15 protein-coding genes and 1 riboswitch are annotated in these 19,728 nt (G+C 41.9%); all 15 genes read right to left on the bottom strand.

From position 1 onward, the window contains the following. Window positions 1-6: 6 nt before the first annotated feature. Complete coding sequence (locus CFH81_08530; GenBank protein ID DAB40232.1) at window positions 7-1,503, bottom strand: hypothetical protein; 1,497 nt, start codon at window positions 1,501-1,503, stop codon at window positions 7-9. Then, window positions 1,487-2,335 carry a hypothetical protein gene (locus CFH81_08525; GenBank protein DAB40231.1) on the bottom strand — a complete coding sequence of 283 codons (849 nt, stop codon included), beginning with the start codon at window positions 2,333-2,335 and terminating at the stop codon, window positions 1,487-1,489. Before CFH81_08525 ends, CFH81_08530 begins: the two co-directional genes overlap by 17 nt. Further along, a complete protein-coding gene (locus CFH81_08520) occupies window positions 2,332-3,339 on the bottom strand; it encodes a VWA domain-containing protein (GenBank protein ID DAB40230.1) in 1,008 nt (335 codons plus the stop codon). Before CFH81_08520 ends, CFH81_08525 begins: the two co-directional genes overlap by 4 nt. Next, window positions 3,340-4,257 carry a VWA domain-containing protein gene (locus CFH81_08515; GenBank protein ID DAB40229.1) on the bottom strand — a complete coding sequence of 306 codons (918 nt, stop codon included), beginning with the start codon at window positions 4,255-4,257 and terminating at the stop codon, window positions 3,340-3,342. Then, complete coding sequence (locus CFH81_08510) at window positions 4,244-4,666, bottom strand: hypothetical protein (GenBank protein DAB40465.1); 423 nt, start codon at window positions 4,664-4,666, stop codon at window positions 4,244-4,246. The genes CFH81_08515 and CFH81_08510 overlap by 14 nt, the downstream gene beginning before the upstream one ends. 134 nt (window positions 4,667-4,800) lie before the next feature. Continuing rightward, window positions 4,801-5,634 (bottom strand): DUF58 domain-containing protein, encoded by an 834-nt coding sequence (locus CFH81_08505; GenBank protein DAB40228.1) that lies wholly within the window; start codon window positions 5,632-5,634, stop codon window positions 4,801-4,803. Between the two features lie 66 nt (window positions 5,635-5,700). After that, entirely contained in the window at window positions 5,701-6,648 is a 948-nt protein-coding gene (locus tag CFH81_08500) for an ATPase (protein DAB40227.1), read from the bottom strand. A 441-nt stretch (window positions 6,649-7,089) separates the two neighbouring features. Further along, window positions 7,090-8,259, bottom strand: a complete 1,170-nt coding sequence (locus tag CFH81_08495; protein ID DAB40226.1) for a secretion protein — start codon at window positions 8,257-8,259, stop codon at window positions 7,090-7,092. After that, entirely contained in the window at window positions 8,259-10,373 is a 2,115-nt protein-coding gene (locus tag CFH81_08490) for a type I secretion system permease/ATPase (GenBank protein DAB40225.1), read from the bottom strand. The genes CFH81_08495 and CFH81_08490 overlap by 1 nt, the downstream gene beginning before the upstream one ends. Next, window positions 10,373-11,689, bottom strand: a complete 1,317-nt coding sequence (locus CFH81_08485; protein DAB40224.1) for a hypothetical protein — start codon at window positions 11,687-11,689, stop codon at window positions 10,373-10,375. Before CFH81_08485 ends, CFH81_08490 begins: the two co-directional genes overlap by 1 nt. 244 nt (window positions 11,690-11,933) lie before the next feature. Then, window positions 11,934-14,141 carry a hypothetical protein gene (locus tag CFH81_08480; protein DAB40223.1) on the bottom strand — a complete coding sequence of 736 codons (2,208 nt, stop codon included), beginning with the start codon at window positions 14,139-14,141 and terminating at the stop codon, window positions 11,934-11,936. 12 nt (window positions 14,142-14,153) lie between these two features. Then, the gene (locus CFH81_08475; GenBank protein ID DAB40222.1) at window positions 14,154-14,660 is read right to left on the bottom strand and encodes a hypothetical protein; all 507 of its coding nucleotides are present in this window, start codon (window positions 14,658-14,660) and stop codon (window positions 14,154-14,156) included. 50 nt (window positions 14,661-14,710) lie between these two features. Then, window positions 14,711-14,786, bottom strand: a riboswitch (cyclic di-GMP riboswitch). Window positions 14,787-15,014: 228 nt separating this feature from the next. After that, on the bottom strand, window positions 15,015-17,993 hold the full coding sequence (gene mfd, locus CFH81_08470; protein ID DAB40221.1) for a transcription-repair coupling factor: 2,979 nt from the start codon (window positions 17,991-17,993) through the stop codon (window positions 15,015-15,017). Continuing rightward, window positions 17,980-19,197 carry a bifunctional folylpolyglutamate synthase/dihydrofolate synthase gene (locus CFH81_08465; GenBank protein DAB40464.1) on the bottom strand — a complete coding sequence of 406 codons (1,218 nt, stop codon included), beginning with the start codon at window positions 19,195-19,197 and terminating at the stop codon, window positions 17,980-17,982. The genes mfd and CFH81_08465 overlap by 14 nt, the downstream gene beginning before the upstream one ends. Further along, the gene (locus CFH81_08460; GenBank protein ID DAB40220.1) at window positions 19,157-19,714 is read right to left on the bottom strand and encodes a hypothetical protein; all 558 of its coding nucleotides are present in this window, start codon (window positions 19,712-19,714) and stop codon (window positions 19,157-19,159) included. The genes CFH81_08465 and CFH81_08460 overlap by 41 nt, the downstream gene beginning before the upstream one ends. Window positions 19,715-19,728: the final 14 nt, after the last annotated feature.

Here is a 19,728-nt window from a genome sequence, read left to right as displayed (position 1 = left end):
TTTAAGCTATATAAATTGCTCCATCATTTCTTTGAGTACTTTTCTATCTATTTGAATATTTTTATCTCCATTTTTCTTTGCATACAACTTTCGAACCATTTCTTCCACTTCGGCAGATTTGCTTATATGCGGATAAAGTATTTTTAGTGCCTCGGAAGTTTTGAGGCTATTTTTGCCGGCAGCATACTTCCATTTTGGCAATCCCGCCGAAAGTACATACATGACTGCCAGCCCGAAGACAAAAGAGACAATGAGCATCCACCAGGAGACGATAAATTCATTTTGATCCTTATGCTTAATCTGAGTTTTATCGCCAATGCTATTCTCTTTTTGCGCTCCGGCATCCAAAATAGTGTTTTCTTTTGGTGTTTGCGGCGGCTTGACACTTTTGACTTTAATCTCATAGGAAGGTATTTGCAGTTTCTCTAAACGTTTTGTTTTTGGATTATACACAGAAAACTCGCGAGAAGGTATAGTAAAATCATGATCGCCGATAAAAGCAAAACTTTTGGTATAGCTACTCTTGATACTATGGTTTGCCACATCGGTCTGCACGTTTGCGTCATTACTGTATACGGTAACATCATCAATATCATAAGGTGGCATTTCAAAGGTCTCAAGGCTTCCTTCACCTTCTATTTTTATCGTAAGATTAACAGGTTTATTGGCCTTTACTTCGTGCGTATCTGCACTGCTTTGCAATGTGAATGCCCCTATCAAGTCGCTTGATTGTGGGGCGGCCATCACTTTGATGGGGATCATATTTGACGTCACTTTTGTCCATTCTGCATTCATGAATATCCCAAAAGGATCTTTTGTGTTGCTGTCTTGCTCCGGAATGTCTACCCTGGCCGGGCCTATCGTGTAATTGCCTTCCTGTTTTGCAGTCAATATGTAACGAATCTCTTGTACGTTTTGATTGTCTTTTCTATACGTTTTTGGCTCCTGTATCTCTTTGACAAAAAAACCTTCAAAAGCCGGCTTTTCATATCTTGGATTGTCAACCAATCTCAATCCGTCTGCAAATAAAAAATAAACCGTTGCCACAAAAGATTCACCCACAGTTACTTCGCTTTTCTCGGCATGGATTTGGAGCGAAAATTTTGCATTATTTTGCATTTTTGGGGCAGTTGACTGCACTACTGCGATCTTGATGGGTTTTGTCTGATGGGTTGTACCGTCTACCACAACAGCATAAGAAGGGATGGTCATATTTTGCTCTGGAATAAAGCTCAACAGCAGTGTAGTACGATTTTGTCGGCTGCTTTTTCCGTTGACCGATGTAATTGAAGTACTGCTAGATCTTGATTGTCCCAAAATACGCGCATCCCCTATCTTTTGGATATCAGGAAACACGGTCTGATCTCCTGTCGCAGTTATTTTCAGCTGAACGGGGTTGCCTTGGACTACCTGGGAGTTCGAAACTGTCGCTTCAACACTTGCGCTCCATGCAAACTGAACTATAGCGATACTAAGTAAAATGAGTTTACCAAGGTTTTGCATCTTCACTCCTTTGTTTTTTTTGATTATCCATCCGGTACATCAAGGTGGGCATCTTTTGGTCTCCTGTTTTTTTAAGCAATCTTTTGAGTTCTTCGGCCTTAAGCTTCTCTTCTTGACTCAAAGGTGCCGAAGTTTTGGTTTGCTCAGAAGAGGTCTCTTCTTTTTTATTGTTCTCTTGGTGTGCTTGCTCTTTCTCGGATGTCTCTTCTTTTTTTTGGTTTTTATCTTGTGAGTCTTTATCTTGCTTTTGCTGATTATTTTGCTCTTGATTTTTATTTTGGCGGTCTTGCTTTTGCTGATCGTTTTGTTTGTTTTTGTCTAAGTTTTGCTCTTGATGGTTTTGATCCTTGTTTGGTTCGTTTTTTTCTTGTTCTTGCTTGTCTTTATTTTTTTGATCGTTTTGCCGGGATTTCTCATTTTCTTGCTGTTTCTTTTTTTCTTTCACCAGCTCCAAATTAAAGCGGGTATCTTGATCCTCTTTTATTTTTAAAGCTTTCTCGTAGAAGTCTATCGCTTTGTCCGGATCATTTTTTTGAAAATAGCTGTTGCCTATATTGTGCAGCCTTACAGCTTCGTCTATGCCTTGCGCTTGCTCATATGCTTTTATCGCCTCGTCATATTTCTTTGCTTTATAGTAAGCGTTGCCTATATTATACGTTTTTTGAGGTGATTTGGCATCCAAATTATTGAGCAAAGCTGCGCTTTTGCCGTACTCTTTTGCTTCATACGCTTCTTTTGCCTCTTGAATAGTTTTAAAATCTGTCAAACCTGCACTCAAAAATACAAAACATCCTATATTTAAAACAGAAAATACTTTTATTATTTTTTTCATTTTTTGCCTCCGTTGCCCGTTTCCGGCGGTTTGCTGTTTGCTGTTTTTCCGGGTATCGAACTTAATGCAATCAGCAGCAGCAGTAAACCAAGCCCCAAGGGATAATAAAACAATTCTGAACGCTCTTTGATTTTTACTTCACCTTGTTGTTGATTTTTATATTTACTTCGTATCTTAGTAACAAGTTTTTCTATGTCTTCTTTTGAGTTGCTCGCTATCACGCCCATGCCTTCGCTGTTTTTGGCAACTTCCAAAAGTGCATCATTTCTCTGTGTAATAGCGATTGAACCGTCTTGTTGTGTTAACGGTTTACCTTTTTCATCGATGACAGGTGCCCCTTTTGCAGTGCCCAAAAGCACTGCATAGAGATCGACATCATTTGACTTAAGAATCTCTGCAAATTCTCCAAGAGCCTCCTTGTCTCCGCCATCAGTAAACACGATCAAAATCTTAGGAGATTTATGCTCCAAAAGTTGCACAGACAGCGCCGCTAGACTTTCAAAATCAGTCGAACTCATATTGATATAATTTTCATCAACCCCTTTTATCATCTCTTTGAGCGTTTCTTTATCAGCAGTAAACGGCGCCACCATAAAAGAAGAGTGCGCAAAGGCTAACACGCCTATCTCATCACTTGGCATGGCATCAAAAAGCGATTCTATTTTTTTCTTGGCAAACTCTAAGCGATTGGGGTATTGGTCTTGGCTTCGCATGGAGCCTGAAATATCAAGCCCTACGAGCAAGTGCAAACCTTCCACCGATACAAGCTTATCTCCTTTTTCTATCACGGGTCTTGCCATCGCTACTATCATAAAAAATAGTGCAACAAACATCAACATATGACGCACCGCAAGAGGAACACTTCCTTTTGTTGCACTAAGTCTTTCGAGCACCTTCTCGTCAAAAACACGAGAGAGCCTCTCTTTGTTCGTCAAGATCAATACAGCAAAAAGAGCAAAAGGAACAACCAGTACCCAAAACAGATAGGGATAGACAAAACTCATCTATACTCCTTTGGCATTTCTAAAATAGATAAAGAACAGCAAACTCAAAATCCCCAAAAAAAGAGGGTAAACATAAAGATATGTATATTCTGCTGTCTTTTTGTTATCCATTTTGGTTACTTCAAGTTTGTCTATCTCTTCGTAGATCTTTGAGAGCATGGCTGCATTGCCCGCACCATAAGCCTGACCTTTGCCCGCGTTAGCCAAAGCGTGCAAATAACGCCTGTCGTAATCATGTTGACCGCCTATGCCGATGGTGTAGAGTTTAATATCATGTTTCTGTATCATTTTTAAAAGCTCTTCAAAAGATACTTTACTTATATTTTCTATGCCGTCGGTTAGCAAAATAGCAATTTTGGATTTGGCTTTACTTCGAGAGAGTATGCTGTAGCTTTGCACAATTGCATCATTGATCGCTGTGCGCTTACCCGCCATACCAAGCTGCTGCATTTGGATGATATTTTGCAAAAAATCTTTTTCAAAAGTCAAAGGAGAAGAGATAAATGCAACATCTGCGAATGTCACCATCCCTATGCGGTCATTTATTCGTTTTGCCACAAATGCACTGACCACCTCTTTGGTAACATCAAATTTATTTTTCCAAGGATCGCTTGCATCAAATCCGCCTTGACGCATCGAATCACTCGCATCAAGAATCAATACGATATCGCGCCCCTCTTTTTTGCTGCTCGTATAGCTTTTGGTGATGACAGGTGAAGCAAAAGCGACCACTGCTGAAACGATACCTATCCACTTGAGCCATTCAAGCAAAGAGTTTTTAGGGGAGTTTTGCACGATCAATCGTTCGACATGAGGGAAAAAAATCGCACGCGATCTTTGTTTGCACCATCGGGCACAGATGACAAAAAATAAAATAGCCAAAAGTAAAAACGGATACTCAAAACTAAATTGATTCATCGGCTACCTGCACAAAAAGATTGAATTGATTACGCGTCTCATCATCTAGCGCCTCTACTTCTTTTTTGTATTTATATTTTTCCAGCATCGTTTCAAGCTGAAAAAACAACTCTTTTTTGCGTGCATCTGTCGCTAAAAGCCTTGCATACTGCGTTGCCTGATAGGCTGATTTTTTGGAATCGTTCCAATCGATCGCTTTAAGGGCTGCAAGATACTTTTTGGCAAGATTGACCTTTCGGTTCTCCAAAATCTTTTTAATCGCAAAAAAAAGAATCCCCCCGACCAACAGCAGACCAAAACCGAGCAGACCCCAATAAAAATAAAAACTGCTGTCAGGTATCTCCAAAAGCGGTTTGATATCGCGAAGTTGCGCCGTTAAATTCTGTTCTTCTGCCTGCGCTGCAGTCATCAAAACAATGAGAAGCGAAGCGTAAAGGGTAAAGGGCTTTAGAGTGCACTGCGTTGCAGTACCTCTGTGCAATAAACGCTTTTCAAAGAAAAGGATACCGGCACTCCTGATTCCTGATCTCCCCTTTCTCATTCCTATGCCCTCCTCATCTGTCTCATGAGCTTCAATAACGGCTCTTCATCGGTATAGATTTTAGTAAACCGGATCCCTCGCTTTTTGAACTGCCTGTAGAGCTTTTCATCATTCTCATGAAGTGCTTTTTTATAGTGCTTAAGTGTCTGTACATCTATATCTCCTTCAAAACTTTTTTGATTTTCCATATCTATGAGTCTCAAATAGCCTAATTGGTCAGGATTTTCTTCAAACCTATCACGCACAATCACGGCAAACAGATCATGTTTTTTGCTAAGAAATTTAAGATCTATATCTCCTACAAAATCCGATAGGATAAAAAGAAGGGCTTTCTTTTTTATCCGCTTAACCAGCATCTCGACCAAGGCAGCATAATTGGCTTCTTTGCCTAATGGCTCAAAACGGACAACTTCTTCTACTGCCTGATGGATAGCAAAATGTTTTTTACTTGGTTTGCCGACACTATATAAATCATCTGCGAACACAAAATGAGAAAAGAGATCACTATTTTTTACGGCAGAAAATCCAAGTATGGCAACCACTTCTGCTATCACATCAGATTTTTGTCTAACGGTCCCAAAATAAACAGATCCGCCGAGCATCGAAACCACCACGACATTGAGCTCTCTCTCTTCTTTGTAAACCTTAACATAGGGTTTACCGAGCTTAGCAGTGGTTTTCCAGTCTATTTTGCGTACATCATCTCCATACACATACTCGCGAAGTTCTGAAAATTCAAATCCCTCACCCTGAAAAAGAGAAGCATTATTGCCAAGCATCTCTCCATAAACTTGTTTTTTAGTTTTGAGGATTATCTTTTTTGCTGTTTTATTCAAACCATGTCCCTCTTACGCTGATACAAACACTCCGACGCATACAAACCAACACTTAATTATTAATTTCTAAGGTATCGGTACTGCGGCCAATATCTTCTCTATGATCTGATCTTGCGTAACATCTTCTGCCTGTGCTTCATAAGAGAGAATCACACGATGACGCAATATCTCTTTGGCAATATAAGCTATCTCTATAGGAGAAACATAGTCTTTTCCTTTAAGATAAGCAATTGCCCGCGAAGCTTTATACATATCAATACTCGCCCTGGGGCTGGCGCCAAACTCTATATAGGGAGCAATCTCTTCAAGTCCATAGGCTTTTGGATCGCGTGTAGCTGTAACCAGTTCAACGATATAAGCTTCTATCTCAGGATCAAGATGCACCTGCATCACTTCATCTGCAATACGATTTAAATCTTCAACTGTTGCCACTTGTGCTATGCTTTCAAAGCTATTGTTGGCTACACGGCGCGCGATTTCAAGCTCTTCTTCTTTAGTATTATATCCCACAACCACTTTCATCATAAACCGATCAAGCTGTGCTTCAGGCAGTTCGTAGGCTCCTTCTTGTTCGACCGGATTCTGGGTCGCCATAACTAAAAAAGGAGGATCGATCTTGAAACTTTCATCTCCTATCGTTACCTGACGCTCCTGCATCACCTCCAGCAATGCTGACTGAACCTTTGCAGGGGCACGGTTAATCTCATCGGCAAGCAGCAGATTGGTAAAAACCGGTCCTTTTTTGATCTTAAACGAGTTGCTGGTAGGATCATAGATCTCTGTTCCTATAATATCAGAAGGAAGAAGGTCGGGGGTAAACTGAATACGTTTAAAATTGAGTCCCAGGCTCTTTGCCAAAGCATTGACTGCTGTCGTCTTGGCTAATCCCGGAACTCCCTCCAGCAAAATATGGCCGCGACATAACAAACCCGCAAGCAATCCTTCGATCATCTTCTCCTGCCCAACCAAAACTTTGGATATTTCAGATTTGATATCATTGATAATATAACTCACGTTTTTCTCCTGTCTATTCGGGTGTATTGATGTCTAAAGTATACTTTAGCGAAGTTAATTGAAAGTAAATAAATGCAAGACAGGACAAACGAAAATAAAAAGGAAAATCTCTTGAGAAATATTCGTTTAAAAATCGTAGACTGTTTCAAATTTAACAATGCAGAATTGTGCATCATACGGTCCTTTTTTATGTAGCAGATTTTGATAATCCACAAACGATCTCCACACCCATTTCCTTGATTGGCCTGAGTATCAAAACTTCTATCGCATTTACCTGACGCTTTTCATCTTTTAGATCATACTTGATGTCGGCCCCAAAACTAAATCTATTTTCTTTATAAGTCATGTTAAACAAACACGCGTATCATACGCCAAAAGCGTTGTTTCATATCCTAATCAATCCATAAATATTTGTTTCTTTTTTCCTTTCAATGAACATAATTATCGTTCATGCAATGCCTCAGAAAATGTTTTAATAATCGGTTTAGAAAGATAGGTTAAAACGCTTCTATTTCCCGTTATAATATCAACCTGCGCAGTCATCCCGGGTGTCAATTCGATTGTTCTGTCGTTCTTTGCCAAAAGTTCGATTTGCTTCATTGTTATCAAAACCCTAAAGTAATATTTTTCACCCTCCTGGCTCTGCTCTACGAGTGCATCGGGACTGATGTATTTGACGGTTCCGTGGAAAATGCCGTAAATACTATAATCATACGCATCGAGCTTCACCGCTGCGGGCTGATCTCTTTTAACAAACGAGATATCCGAAGGGCTGATCTTCGCTTCAATGATCAGTTCGTCACCCGATGGTACAAGCTCCATGATAACATCTCCGGGACGGACTCTCGCGCCCTGTGTGGTAACAAGAATATTTTTAACGACCGCATTCATCGGTGAAGAGATCGTTGTGCGCTCCAGTGTAATCGTTCTATTCACCAGCTCTTGCTTCTTGGTTGAGAGCTCCTCTTCGGCTTTCGTCATCTCTGCCTGTGAATCTTGAAAATACTTATTTCTTGTATTTGAAATTTTACCTTTAAGATCTGCTATCTGCCGCTTAAGCCTGATAATCTCGGTAGCTCCGATATCTCCGCTTTTGAGCAGAGGGAGGTTCAGGCTTAGTTCTTCTTTTGCCAAAGCCAACGATTCATTGAGCGCAGTGATATCATCATTGAGTGCACGCTGACGTCTTTGGAATAGTGCTTTTTGGTTTTCCACAAATTCGGGATATTCTTTAAGTGAGTCATCAAAAACAAGCGGTTTTTCATAGACTTCGGCTTTCAATCTCCCCAAAGCCGCCTTAAGTGCTGCAACTTTTGCTTTGCTATCTTCGTATGCCGCTTGAGCCTGTGATTTTTCCAAGACGATCAAATGATCATCTTTTTTGACATGATCGCCTTCTCGTACAAATATCTTTTCAACGACTCCGTCTATCGCCGACTGGATCTCCTGTGTTTTGGCTGCGGCAATCACTTGCCCTCTGGCATGAGAAATCTGATCGATCCTGGCATAAGATGCCCAGATAAAAAATGGTACAATCACTATTCCCAAACTGCCAAAAATAATCCACAGAGGATCAATCCTTGTTTGATACGGATGTTTTGTTTGCTTCATTACGCTCCTTGTTTTTTGACCTGAGCTGTCGGATTTAATTTAGCCAAAATCACCTCTTTTGGTCCATCCATCACGACCCCTTGGGGCCTTACTACTATCACACGGTTGACCAATCCAAGCAATGCCGGCTTATGTGTCACAACCACTAGCGTACTTTCAGGGCTTAATCTTCGATCTATCGCTTCGAGCATCTGTCGTTCCGTTCGCTCATCCATATTGGCAGTCGGTTCATCTAAAAGCCATGCCTTAGGCTTCATAAGAATCAAACGTGTCAATGCAATCATCTGTTTCTGTCCGCCCGAGACGCTTTCTCCTCCTTCGGGCACAGGTGCATCAAGGCCTTGCGCCAAGACATTGATCAGATGGATCAGCCCCGTCTGCTTGGCAGCATCTAGTACCATTTCATCGTTGATCCCAGCAAGACCGAGCAAAATGTTATCCCGAAGTGTCCCTGAGATCAATTTTACATTTTGAGGTAAATATCCGATCATTTCATTTAAACGGTTTCGTGAAATATGCTGCATATCCATACCGCCGATAAACACTTTTCCTTGTTTCGGCCTATAGAGTCCGGCCAGCATCTTAAGCAACGTAGATTTTCCTGAACCGATCATGCCCAAAATGGCTACACGCTCTCCGGGTGCAATAGTTATTCCCCCCATATTAACCGACGGCGCATTTTCTCCATAGCTAAACTGAGCATTTTCAAGTCGAAAATGCGGTGCTATCACACCAGGAGAAAGCGGACGCTCCACACCTTCATTGTCACGCTCCAATGCATAAACTCTGTCTAGATCCTCAACCGCCATTTTGGTTTTTCCCCATTGAACAAGCAAGTTTGGCAACATAGCAATAGGAGAAAGTGCCCTGCCTGAAAGGATCGTCGTCGCGATCAATCCTCCCATAGTCAAATTTTCCGTCGTACTCACCAGATATGCTCCCATCGCTACCAAAGAGATATAGCTCAACTGCTGCAAAAACCCTGAGACATAGCTGGACATTTCACTATAATGGCGAATCCGTATATCATCATGAATGGCATCTTCACTCAATGCATTCCATCGACTCAACAGTTTCCATCCGGCTCCGCTCGCCTTCACATTTTCTGCATTTTCAACACTCTCCACAAGCAGTCCAAGCTTCTGATGCAATGCCAAGGTAGAGGTTCTCGAAAGCTCCTCTATCTTCTTGCGAAAAATCATACCGACAAAAACAGCGATGATCAAAAACCCCAGAACAATCGCTCCTATCATCCATCCCGCAAGCATGATGATGACCGCCAAAAAAATCATTGAGAAAGGAAAATCAATAAACACATACAGCGCAACTGCAGAGATAAAAGCCCGCACCGTTGCATAGCCTTGCAATTGTCCTGAAAGTGTTCCGATGCTTCTTGGCAATGCATCCAGACGTATTTTTAAAAAACGATCAAAAATATGGTGGGAATAGGCCATATCCATACTCGTAGCAGCCCGATCAAGAATATACGAACGGGAAAGCTTGAGAATCATCTCCAAAAAAATAGCGATAAATACTCCTACGCTCAGAGCCGCAAGAGTTGATAGCCCCTGCGTCGGAATCACCCGATCATAAACCTGCATACTGAAAAATGATGTCGCCAACGCTAGAATATTGATACTCAATGATGCGATTGCTGCATACCAAATAATCGGCTTTTGCTCTAATGCGATAGTTTTAAACATCTCTTTGGCGGACAATTTATCAATACTTTTACGTTCGGATTTGATGGAGGTAAACCATGTACCTTTAGGAAATGTCCTACAACTCCTTAGCCCATCTCTTCCTTCGCTTTTCCAACTTCCTTCGGCTTCTTTTTCTATAACGATGCGTATCCCCTCACCCGGAATCAATGCCAAAACGGGAAGATGGGCATGTGAGATACTTTTGCTCCATTGTGTACTTTTCAGCCCAAGATTCTCAAACAGGTGATCATATAAAGAAAGGATAGTGTTCTCTTCAGTATTCTCCAGTGTTTGTTCTAGTATCTCAAGCTCATAAGAAGTCAACCTCAAAACAGAAAACGGCGGAAGTGCACATGCTTGCGTAAGCCACGCTACATCACGCTTTGCGCTTTCAATATCTTGATAGAACATTATTTTCCTTCATTTCCAAACTCGATTTTTCCTGTTTGTAACGCCAGCCTGTATGCAGATGTGATCCATACTGCTTTGAGTGTTGCCAAAGCGATCTTATTTTGTGTTACCTCGCGTGAAGTATTGACAAGATCAAGCCACTGGCGTTTTCCTGCGATAAAAAGACGCGTGTACGACTCGAGGACTCTTTGGGATGCTTCGATAGTTTGGCGTATGCTCTCTGTGCGGGCAGCTGCCGCGATAAAATCCGCATAGTCCACGACTAAACTCTCTTTAAGTTCCTGCTCTTTGACCTTGAGTTCATCTTGTGCCTGAAGTACTCTGTATTTAGCACTTTCTATATTGGATATCGCCGAGAGTCCGGCGCCCGGGCTAAATGAAACTGCGACATACGCGACCGTATCATCTTGCGCCTCAATATCGTAGATCGTTCCCTTTTGATGTTCTGCCCGTAACGATATATTTGGCATCATAACTGCATCCGCACCTTTTTTTTCAGCATTTGCCATTGCGATTTTGGCTGTCAGTTTTTTAAGTGCAGGATGTGTTTGCAAAAGCTCTTCTTCCATTTTTTTAAGAGATATTTTGTATCTCACAATACGGTCTTTTGCAAAACTGATGGCGCATGGTTCGGAATTGCCGGTAAGCAGTTCAAGCTGGGAAAGCGCCATATCATACTTCGACTGCGCCAACATCAGATCCGCATCGATCTGTGCGATACGTGCATGGAGAAGCTCTCGGTCCGATTCAGAAGAAACACCTGCCTCGATACGCCTTTCCAGCATCTTGGCCAAACTTTCAAGCTGCTGTTTGCCTTCGCTAAAACCTTTTATCTCGCCGTCTGCTTGGATATAGTATTGCAAAACACTCAAAACTTTTTGAGCCAATGCATAACTGGTCTCACCCAACGTATATTCCGCTTCATCTTCACGCGCCGACGCCAGGTCGCTGATCGCGTCAAGCTTCCCCCCTGTCCACAAAGGCTGATCAAGCCGCAAGGTTGTTCCTCGTCGTCCCGCCCTTTGCGAGATCTCCATAGACGGCGTCGGAAAGTAGTTCCATTTCGCACTCTGCCTCTGCGCATCAGCATCCATAATCATCTTTTTTGAAACCTCTATGCTTGGATAATGTCCATAAGCATCTTGAAGCAAAGAAGAAATCTGCTTGACACACGAACGCCCTTCTCCGACCTGGCTATCAATAGTAATAAACTCAGCCTTTGCATACACTATACACAAGACATAAACGATCCATAAACGCTGATACCTCAAACTTCTGCCTTCGTAAACTATTTTAAAGAGCTGAATTAAGCTCACTATTGCAATACACCCAAACTAAATCCTCTAATCCTAAAATTCTACCATAAAAACTTCGACGGGTGTTTTATATTCGAGGGTCTTCATTTCCGTTTGAACTATAATTATTATGTTATAGGATATTGTTCGTTTTAATGCAGATAAGGCTTATTCACTCTTAAAAAAAACAAAAATAATCCTTACGGTCATACATGATAAGGATTGGTCAGACAGTGAAAACATCTGACCGCCTCCAAAACGATGCTTACAATACCCGAATATCTTGTTGTATCCAAATATCAGCGGCACTTGTTCCGCCCATATCATAGGCATTGTAGATAACTCCGTTAACAGTGGCTGATCCTATAAATGTTTCATTAGAAAGCGTCACTGTGTCACCTCCATTCCCTGTTATATAAAGCGTATCACTGCTATCACTCAATGCAAGAAGATCGTTATAATTTATCACCAAAGCATTATCACCATCTCCGGTAATATCAATTTTTTCAATCCCCACTATTTGGGTACCGGCAACACCTGCCAGATCAAGGGTAACATTGCTGCCTTGAATTAAAAGCATATCAACACCTGCTCCTCCATCAATAATGGAATCCATAGCATCATATACAAGTATATCATTTCCGGCATCCCCATACAGCATATCAATACCATTTCCTCCAATGAGAATATCATTCCCATCTCCTCCATTTAGTCTATCATCACCATCACCGCCACGAAGCAGATCGTTCCCTGCTGCGCCCGATAATGTATCATTACCCGCATAACCATAAAGTCGATCACTGCTTGCTGTACCGTTTAGACCGTCATTTCCGGAAGTACCTTCTTGGATACCGGAGTTTGTCCCTTGCTCTGCAAGTAGCCCAATATTAAGCAGATCACTACTGCTATCCGTATCTGATAACCCGTTCATATCGGTTGCGGTAATGCTCAACGTATCCAATAAACCTACGTCAAGTATTGTGTTATCGGAATGTATTGTTGTTAACAACTCATTTAGTTTCATATTATCGATTGGACCGCCATCAGTAGCCGTGATAGTAATCGTCGATGAAGCTGCCAACAATCCCAGCAATCCAGGACTATTGACAATCGATATAGTCAATCCCAACTCTGCCGCCAACGCACTGGAAGCCGTGAGCTGGTACGTACTCACATTGAGCAATGTTGTGTATTTCACCGTAACCGTTTTAATATTATTGTTGGCATCCATCGCAAATACTGCTTGATTTGAAATATCAAGCACACCCAACGCCTCCACGCCGACAAGCCCTAATAATGTAGAGTTATTGGCACTCACCACAGGTGCCTGGTTGACAATTGCACTATCACTGGAGCTTGGCCCAACATTTCCTGAGGCATCTTGGATAGCCGTGGTAATCGTTAGAACTTGAACACCTGCTGGAAGCGCAACACCGGATATTGTCTGGGTAGAACCAGCAGCCACAGCCGTACCGTCCACGGTATAAGTTGCAATTACCGATCCGGTCAGATTATTCGTAACTGTGACAACATCGCCTATCTGTGCATCTGATGGAATACCTACCGTGACATCCGTCGTAGTAGCTCCTCCTTTTTCTGTCCCATCGATGGTACCATCATTATTGATATCCAGTGCGATCTCGACAGATGCGGCCGTTGGCGGTGGCGTAGTGTCAGCGCCAACGGTTGTGCCGCCGTTATTGCCCGCATCAATCGCATCAGTAACAGTATGGCTTCCGAACGGATCGTTATACGTTACGGATACACTGACCGTTTTTCCCTCTTCTGCCGGAGTCAGGGTAAAGGTGCTTTGATCGAGGTTTGGATTGGTAACCGCTGTTCCGTCCACTGACCATGTGTACGTTGGCGTACCGCTGATTCCGTCAGGATCGACAAGATCTGTCGTCAGGGTTTGACCGACAACCGCCGATCCTTCGATCGTCACGCTTCCCGCATCGTCTACGCCGCCAACTTCGTCTCCACCTCCATCTTCTTCTCCATCTCCGCCTCCGCCACCAGCGGCGGCAGCTATGCCAATCAATGCGCCTGCGCCTGCGAGATATGCCCATATCGGCATAGCATCTTTTTCACCAGGAACTCCAAGCATGGAGAGATCCTCTTGCCCTGAAACTATTTGATTCAAACTCACTATGTCGCCCTCAGATTGAGCAACATACGAATAATATGTACCCGTTTCGTCTATGCCAATCATATCAGTATCCGAAGTATCAAAAAAGTTTTCTAAAATAAGGTCAGGTGCGCCATTGTGGTCTCCATCTAGATTTACTTCTAGATTTTTACCAACTTTTTTAACCATCATTTTTATCGGTGCTGTGTTTGTAGTCATATCTTTTAGCTCATACTTGACACCTTTTTGCGCTTGTATCACTATTGGATTTGAAGCGGAAGAAGAAACGGCTTGCTGACCTACAACCTTAGTGCCAAGATGTTCTATAATTTTAATTTGTGACATATTGGAATCCTCTTATTTTAAGTTTTGTTTACCATGAAGTATGATCTCAACTCTTCTGTCTGGAGCCAGGCATGCTATAAGAGCTGATCGTTTCATTTTATCACTGCAGCCTCTAGTTACAGGTTTTGCTTCTCCTTTGCCTTGAACATTAAAAACACTTTGAACACCTTGTGACTTGAGATAAGCAGCTACAGAATCCGCTCTTCTTTGAGAAAGATTTAAATTTTTGTTACGACTGCCGATTCTATCGGTATATCCGGTGATATCAAAGGAGGCTACATTCAGTTTATTCGCTTTGATATTGGATATGAATTGATTTAAACATCGTTTGCCCTCTCCTTTTAGCTCTGTTTCGTTGAATTCAAAGAGCGCATCCGTATTTAAACTAATAGTGGTATTGAGCATGATTTTTTGTACTCTTGGGATAAAATAGCCTGTTTTATCGGCCATACTGCTTGTAGAAATTGTTGCTAACAATACAAAAAATCCTAAAATTTGTTGTATCCATTTAGGCTTCATTCGTCATCCTTTAGGTTTTTGGTTGCTGAAAAAATCAACAATACAATTAACAATGCAACTCGGCAATCTAGCTAGAGACCCGTAGTTTTCCGTCCTACTCTCGCGGGTAGTTTGGCTTTAACGCGCGTTTGATCCGAATTTTTCCACTCTCTCCCAGATAAGGAAAAATTATGAACTATCATAGTGCAATGTTGCTTAAAATGCATTAAGATGAAATTGGGCTCTCTGGATAATGATCGTTTTAGATCCCTAATCTAGTTTAAGATAGCGTGATTTTCGTCATTGCAGGCATAATCCTCAATCTAGCTTATAATCTAATCGGAGTATTCAATTGTATAGTTTTATTTGATTCGCTTATAAAGATGCTTTCAAATAGGTCATCGCTGTTGCTATAATGTCATCATCATCTTTGCTTGATGACTTCAAAACCGCACGCGCTTTGCGTTCATCTTTAAACTCGATAAAAACATTTTCGCCATACGAAGAGACTTTGGCAATGCCTTTTTCTTTTGCAAGCACCTTCATGACCATGATATCGATAAACTGTCTTGTGATCCTGTCAAGTTTGCCAAAACGATCTGCAATCTCGGATTCAATCTCATACACTTCGCCTGCAGTTTCACAAAGAGAGAGCCGACGGTAAAGTTCCAACCGCAACCTGTCTTCTTCAATAAGCTCTGCACTCAGATAAGCATCTACTGACAGTTTCATATCCACATGCTGTTCTGCTTCTTTGTGTTCTCCGCTTAGTTCACGTATCGCATCTTCAAGCATGCGCAGATAAAGCGAATAGCCGATCTGTTTGATGTGCCCGCTTTGTGCTTCCCCTATAATATTGCCTCCTCCGCGGATCTCAAGATCATGAAAAGCAAGCACTGCCCCGCTGCCAAGATCGGAGTGGGATTCCAGCGCAAGCAGCCTTCGTTTGGCATTGTCAGTAAGACGCTCTTTGTCTGCGACCATAAAGTAGCAGTACCCTTCTTTGCCGCCGCGTCCTACACGTCCTCTAAGCTGGTGAAGATCAGCGATGCCAAAGCTGTCTGCCCCGTCAACGATCATCGTGTTGGCGTGAGGCATATGGATACCCGATTCAACAATGGAGGTAGAAAGCAGTACATCATACTCTCCTTCTTCAAATTTCATCATTTCATCTTCGGTCTCTTTGGCTGAAATTTTAGAATGAAGCACCGCTATACGTATACCCGGAAGGATGTGCAGCAACTCTTTTTTCTTCTCATCAATGCCCGCAATAGAATTGAAGACATAAAAAATCTGTCCTCCCCGACGACGTTCACGCACAATAGCTTCTTTAATGATCTTCTCGTCATAGCTTTTTACAAACGTGCGCACCCCTTTTCTCTCAATCGGCGGCGTAAGTATCTCTGAAAAGCTTTTGATCTGAGAGAGGGCGAGATTGAGACTTCTTGGTATCGGCGTTGCACTCATACTCAAAAGATGCACATCAATAGCCATCTCTTTAAGCGCTTCTTTTTGTTTGACCCCGAACTTGTGTTCCTCATCGATCACCACCAAGGCCAGGTTTTTAAACTTAGCCTTAAGCAATGCGTGCGTTCCCACGACCACATTGATCGTCCCCTCCATAAGCCCTTTTTGTATAGCACTTTTTTCTTTGGCGGAAGTAAACCTGTCGAGCTTAGCCGTCTTGATGCCAAATTCGTAAAAACGTTCTTTAAGGCTTTTATAGTGTTGAGAACTCAGCAAAGTAGTAGGGGCTATCATCATGGCTTGGTAACCGTTTTTGACCGCAACGAATATCCCGTTCATTGCCACTTCGGTTTTTCCAAATCCTACGTCTGCGCTCAGAAGCCTATCCATCATGCGTCCGCTGCCCATATCGATGAGAAGCTCATGAATAGCCTTTTCCTGATCTTCGGTATGCATAAAACCTGCTTTTGCCATAAAAAGACTATGCTCTTCCATGTCCGATCTTAAAATTATCCCTTTTTTTAGATGACGCTGGGCAGAAAGGTTAATGATTTGGGAAGCAATGGCAAAGAGCTTTTCGCGCACTTTGGCTTTCAGACTTCTAAAACTTGCCTTTCCAAGTTTGTCAAGAACAGGCAGCGCGCCTCCTTCGGCCACATATCGGTCTATCACCTCAAGATTTGAAACAGGGATGAGGAGTGTATCTTCATTTTGGTATTGCATGACCACAAATTCGCTTGTGGCGCCCAGCACATCTCTTTTTTCAATGCCCTTAAAAATTCCTACTCCATGATTCTCATGCACGACATAGTCACCCTGCTTAAGCTCATCAAGGATCAAAGTCGCTTTTTTAACACGTTTGGATTTAAGCGGCTTGTTAAGAGAGAGGATAAGCTTGTCCGGGCCAAGAAGATTCACTATTCCTTCTTGATAAACAAAAGTGATATTTTCAAAAGAATCCAATTGTGAACCGCGCACAATGCTCTCGTTTTTGGCAATAACAGTGATCTGCTTATCTTTGTGTGCATGCAGGAGCTTATTGGGATCAATCACTTCGAGATCACGGTATCTGCTTTGCTGAGAAATAACAGGAAGCAAAAAAGACTCATAGGGAATAAGCGGCTCGCTTAGCTCGTAGATCTCCTTGAGCTCTTCATCTAAATTCCCGGTACAGATTGCAGAAAACTGTTCAAATGCACTTTCGCCCAACTCTGCAAGATGCCAAAGCCCAAGGGAGTCAATATCTTTAACAAAAGTATCATAGCTGCTCTGCTCTACTCTATGCCGGAGTGCTTCATATTCTTTTTGAGGCAGGGCTAAAAATGCCGGAAGTATCGTTAGAGACTCCAACTCTTCGCTCAGCCTTTTTTGCGTTCCTTCATCATAAGGATGAATAGCTTCTATCTCTTCGTCAAACAATGAGATACGATAAGGATTTGGTGCGTGAATAGGAAAAATATCTACTATGTCTCCGCGAAAAGAAACCTCTCCCCTGCTTGCTGCAATATCTGTAAAGTGATATCCCCAGTGATATAGGGTATCTTTCAATGAATGTAAATCAAGGGTATCTCCAAACGCGACCGTCTTGGAAGCAAACCACTGCGGTTTAGGAAAAGGAATAAGCAAGGTTCTTATCGGTGAGACAATTATTTTTTTATTTTGACTTTCATGGTATCTTGAAAGTTGGACAAAAAATTGTTGAATATCATCATTATAGGTGCGTAAATCTTCTCCGACATTTATACGCAAATCAGGCAGCACAAAAGTGTCATATCCCAATAAATACGCTACATCGCGTATCTTTACAGCTTCTTTGTCGTCTTTACAAATAAGAAGTTTATTTTCTTTTAAGTTTTCCAGATATTCGTAGATATTACTTTGATACATATTTATTTTTGTCCATTTTTTTAAGAAATGCTTCGACTACATGAAATGATCCGAATACAAGATAGTTTTCCTCTTTGTTGATCTTTCCATTAAAATAAGTGTACTCCAGTCCCGTTTTTTTGAGTGCTCCCTCTATCTGTCCAAGGACTGCAGCGCGCTCGGAATGAATCGGAATTATCTCTACCCGTTTCACTTTGGGCTTAAGTACACGCAAAACCTCTTCGTAATCTTTATCATTCAAGCTGTTGTAAATAAGCACCGTCTTTTTATTTAAAGCTTTTTCTATAACGCTTGCAGCTAAAGGATTATGGCCCACATCAATCCGAACATTTTCTCTCCAAAGATAAAAACGCCCAAAGAGTTCAAGAGATCTTAAATCATCCACATTGTAAGAGATGCCCAAAATATCCAGCGCCTGCAAAGAAACTAAAGCATTGTCTATAAGATAGTTGCCCCAGGCTTTTTGTTTGGCAATCTCTTTTAGTTTTATCCGTCTGTCATCTATGCATATATCCCGGTTCAAAAAAAGTTCCGCCCCTTTTTGCTTGGCAATCTTTTGAGCCACATCAACCACTTCTTTAAAAGGTTGAGGCGCCAGCAAAACCCGCCTTTGAATGCTTCGTATTTTTGTGCTTGCGATCTCTTCAACGGTATCGCCTAAAAAAACCTGGTGGTCTATGCCTATGGGTGTGATGACGCTCAGTGCTTTATCGCATACATTGGTTGCATCATGCTCTCCGCCAAGCCCGGCTTCCAAAACGATCAAATCAAGATTTTCAAAAACAACCAAAGCCAAAAGCGTAGTGTATTCAAAATAGCTCAAGTTTTCACATACAGTTTTTCCCAAGATACCAAAAAGTCTTTCATGTGCCGCTTGAAGTACTGCATCTTGCACATCCGCCCCATTGATCCATATGCGTTCATTGAATTTTATGATGTGTGGAGAGGAAAAATGTCCCGTCTTGTGGCCGCTTTTATGAGCCAAATGAGCAATAATCCTGCCGGTTGAACCTTTGCCGTTTGTTCCTACGATATGAACGGTTTGAGGATGCTTGAGATGCGGCTTTAGTTTTTCATATGCTGCAAATATCCTGCTGTGGTCTATCTCTTTATAATAAAGAGGTTTATTGGCTAAAAAACTTGTAAAAGAGGGTGCGGCGGTGCTATTCACTGCTGCCCACTTTCGTTCCTTTGGCGCTTGCATAAGCCAAAAACTCATTCATAGCTTTTTCCAGTCCTCTGCGAATCGCTTGGATTCTCAGCGTAGAGGAGAGAAGGGAGCTGGCTTGGATATCTCCTTCTTGTATCGCAGTAATAGTCTTTTTAAGTTTGCCTTGCTTGGTAATCATATCAAAAGTGACACGAACATCGGCACGATAACGCGTTACATATCCGTTTTTGTAGGCCAAAGGAGTAAATGTCGTTCCGGCATACGAAACAATAATCTGGCTTTGGGCTTGCTTTTTAGATACTATTTTACCCTTAAAGCGCGTATAGACCATCCGATTCATTTCATCTTTAATAAACGGTGCATTTTCCGGCTCGGCCCTGTCAACATATACTTCCACATACACGGTGTCGGAAAATATATTTTCTATCGCATGAGAAGAAGGTTTATAACCGCAACCCGTTACTGCTATAAGCAGCAACAGAGCGAAAAGCGAAAAGTGAAAAGTGAAAAGTTTTGGTTTGTATTTTAGCAAAAAACCTTTGATTTCCATTCTCGCACTCTCCT

Source organism: Sulfurovum sp. UBA12169, from assembly GCA_002742845.1.
Lineage (GTDB): Bacteria > Campylobacterota > Campylobacteria > Campylobacterales > Sulfurovaceae > Sulfurovum.
This window is presented reverse-complemented; position numbering and strand designations above follow the sequence as displayed.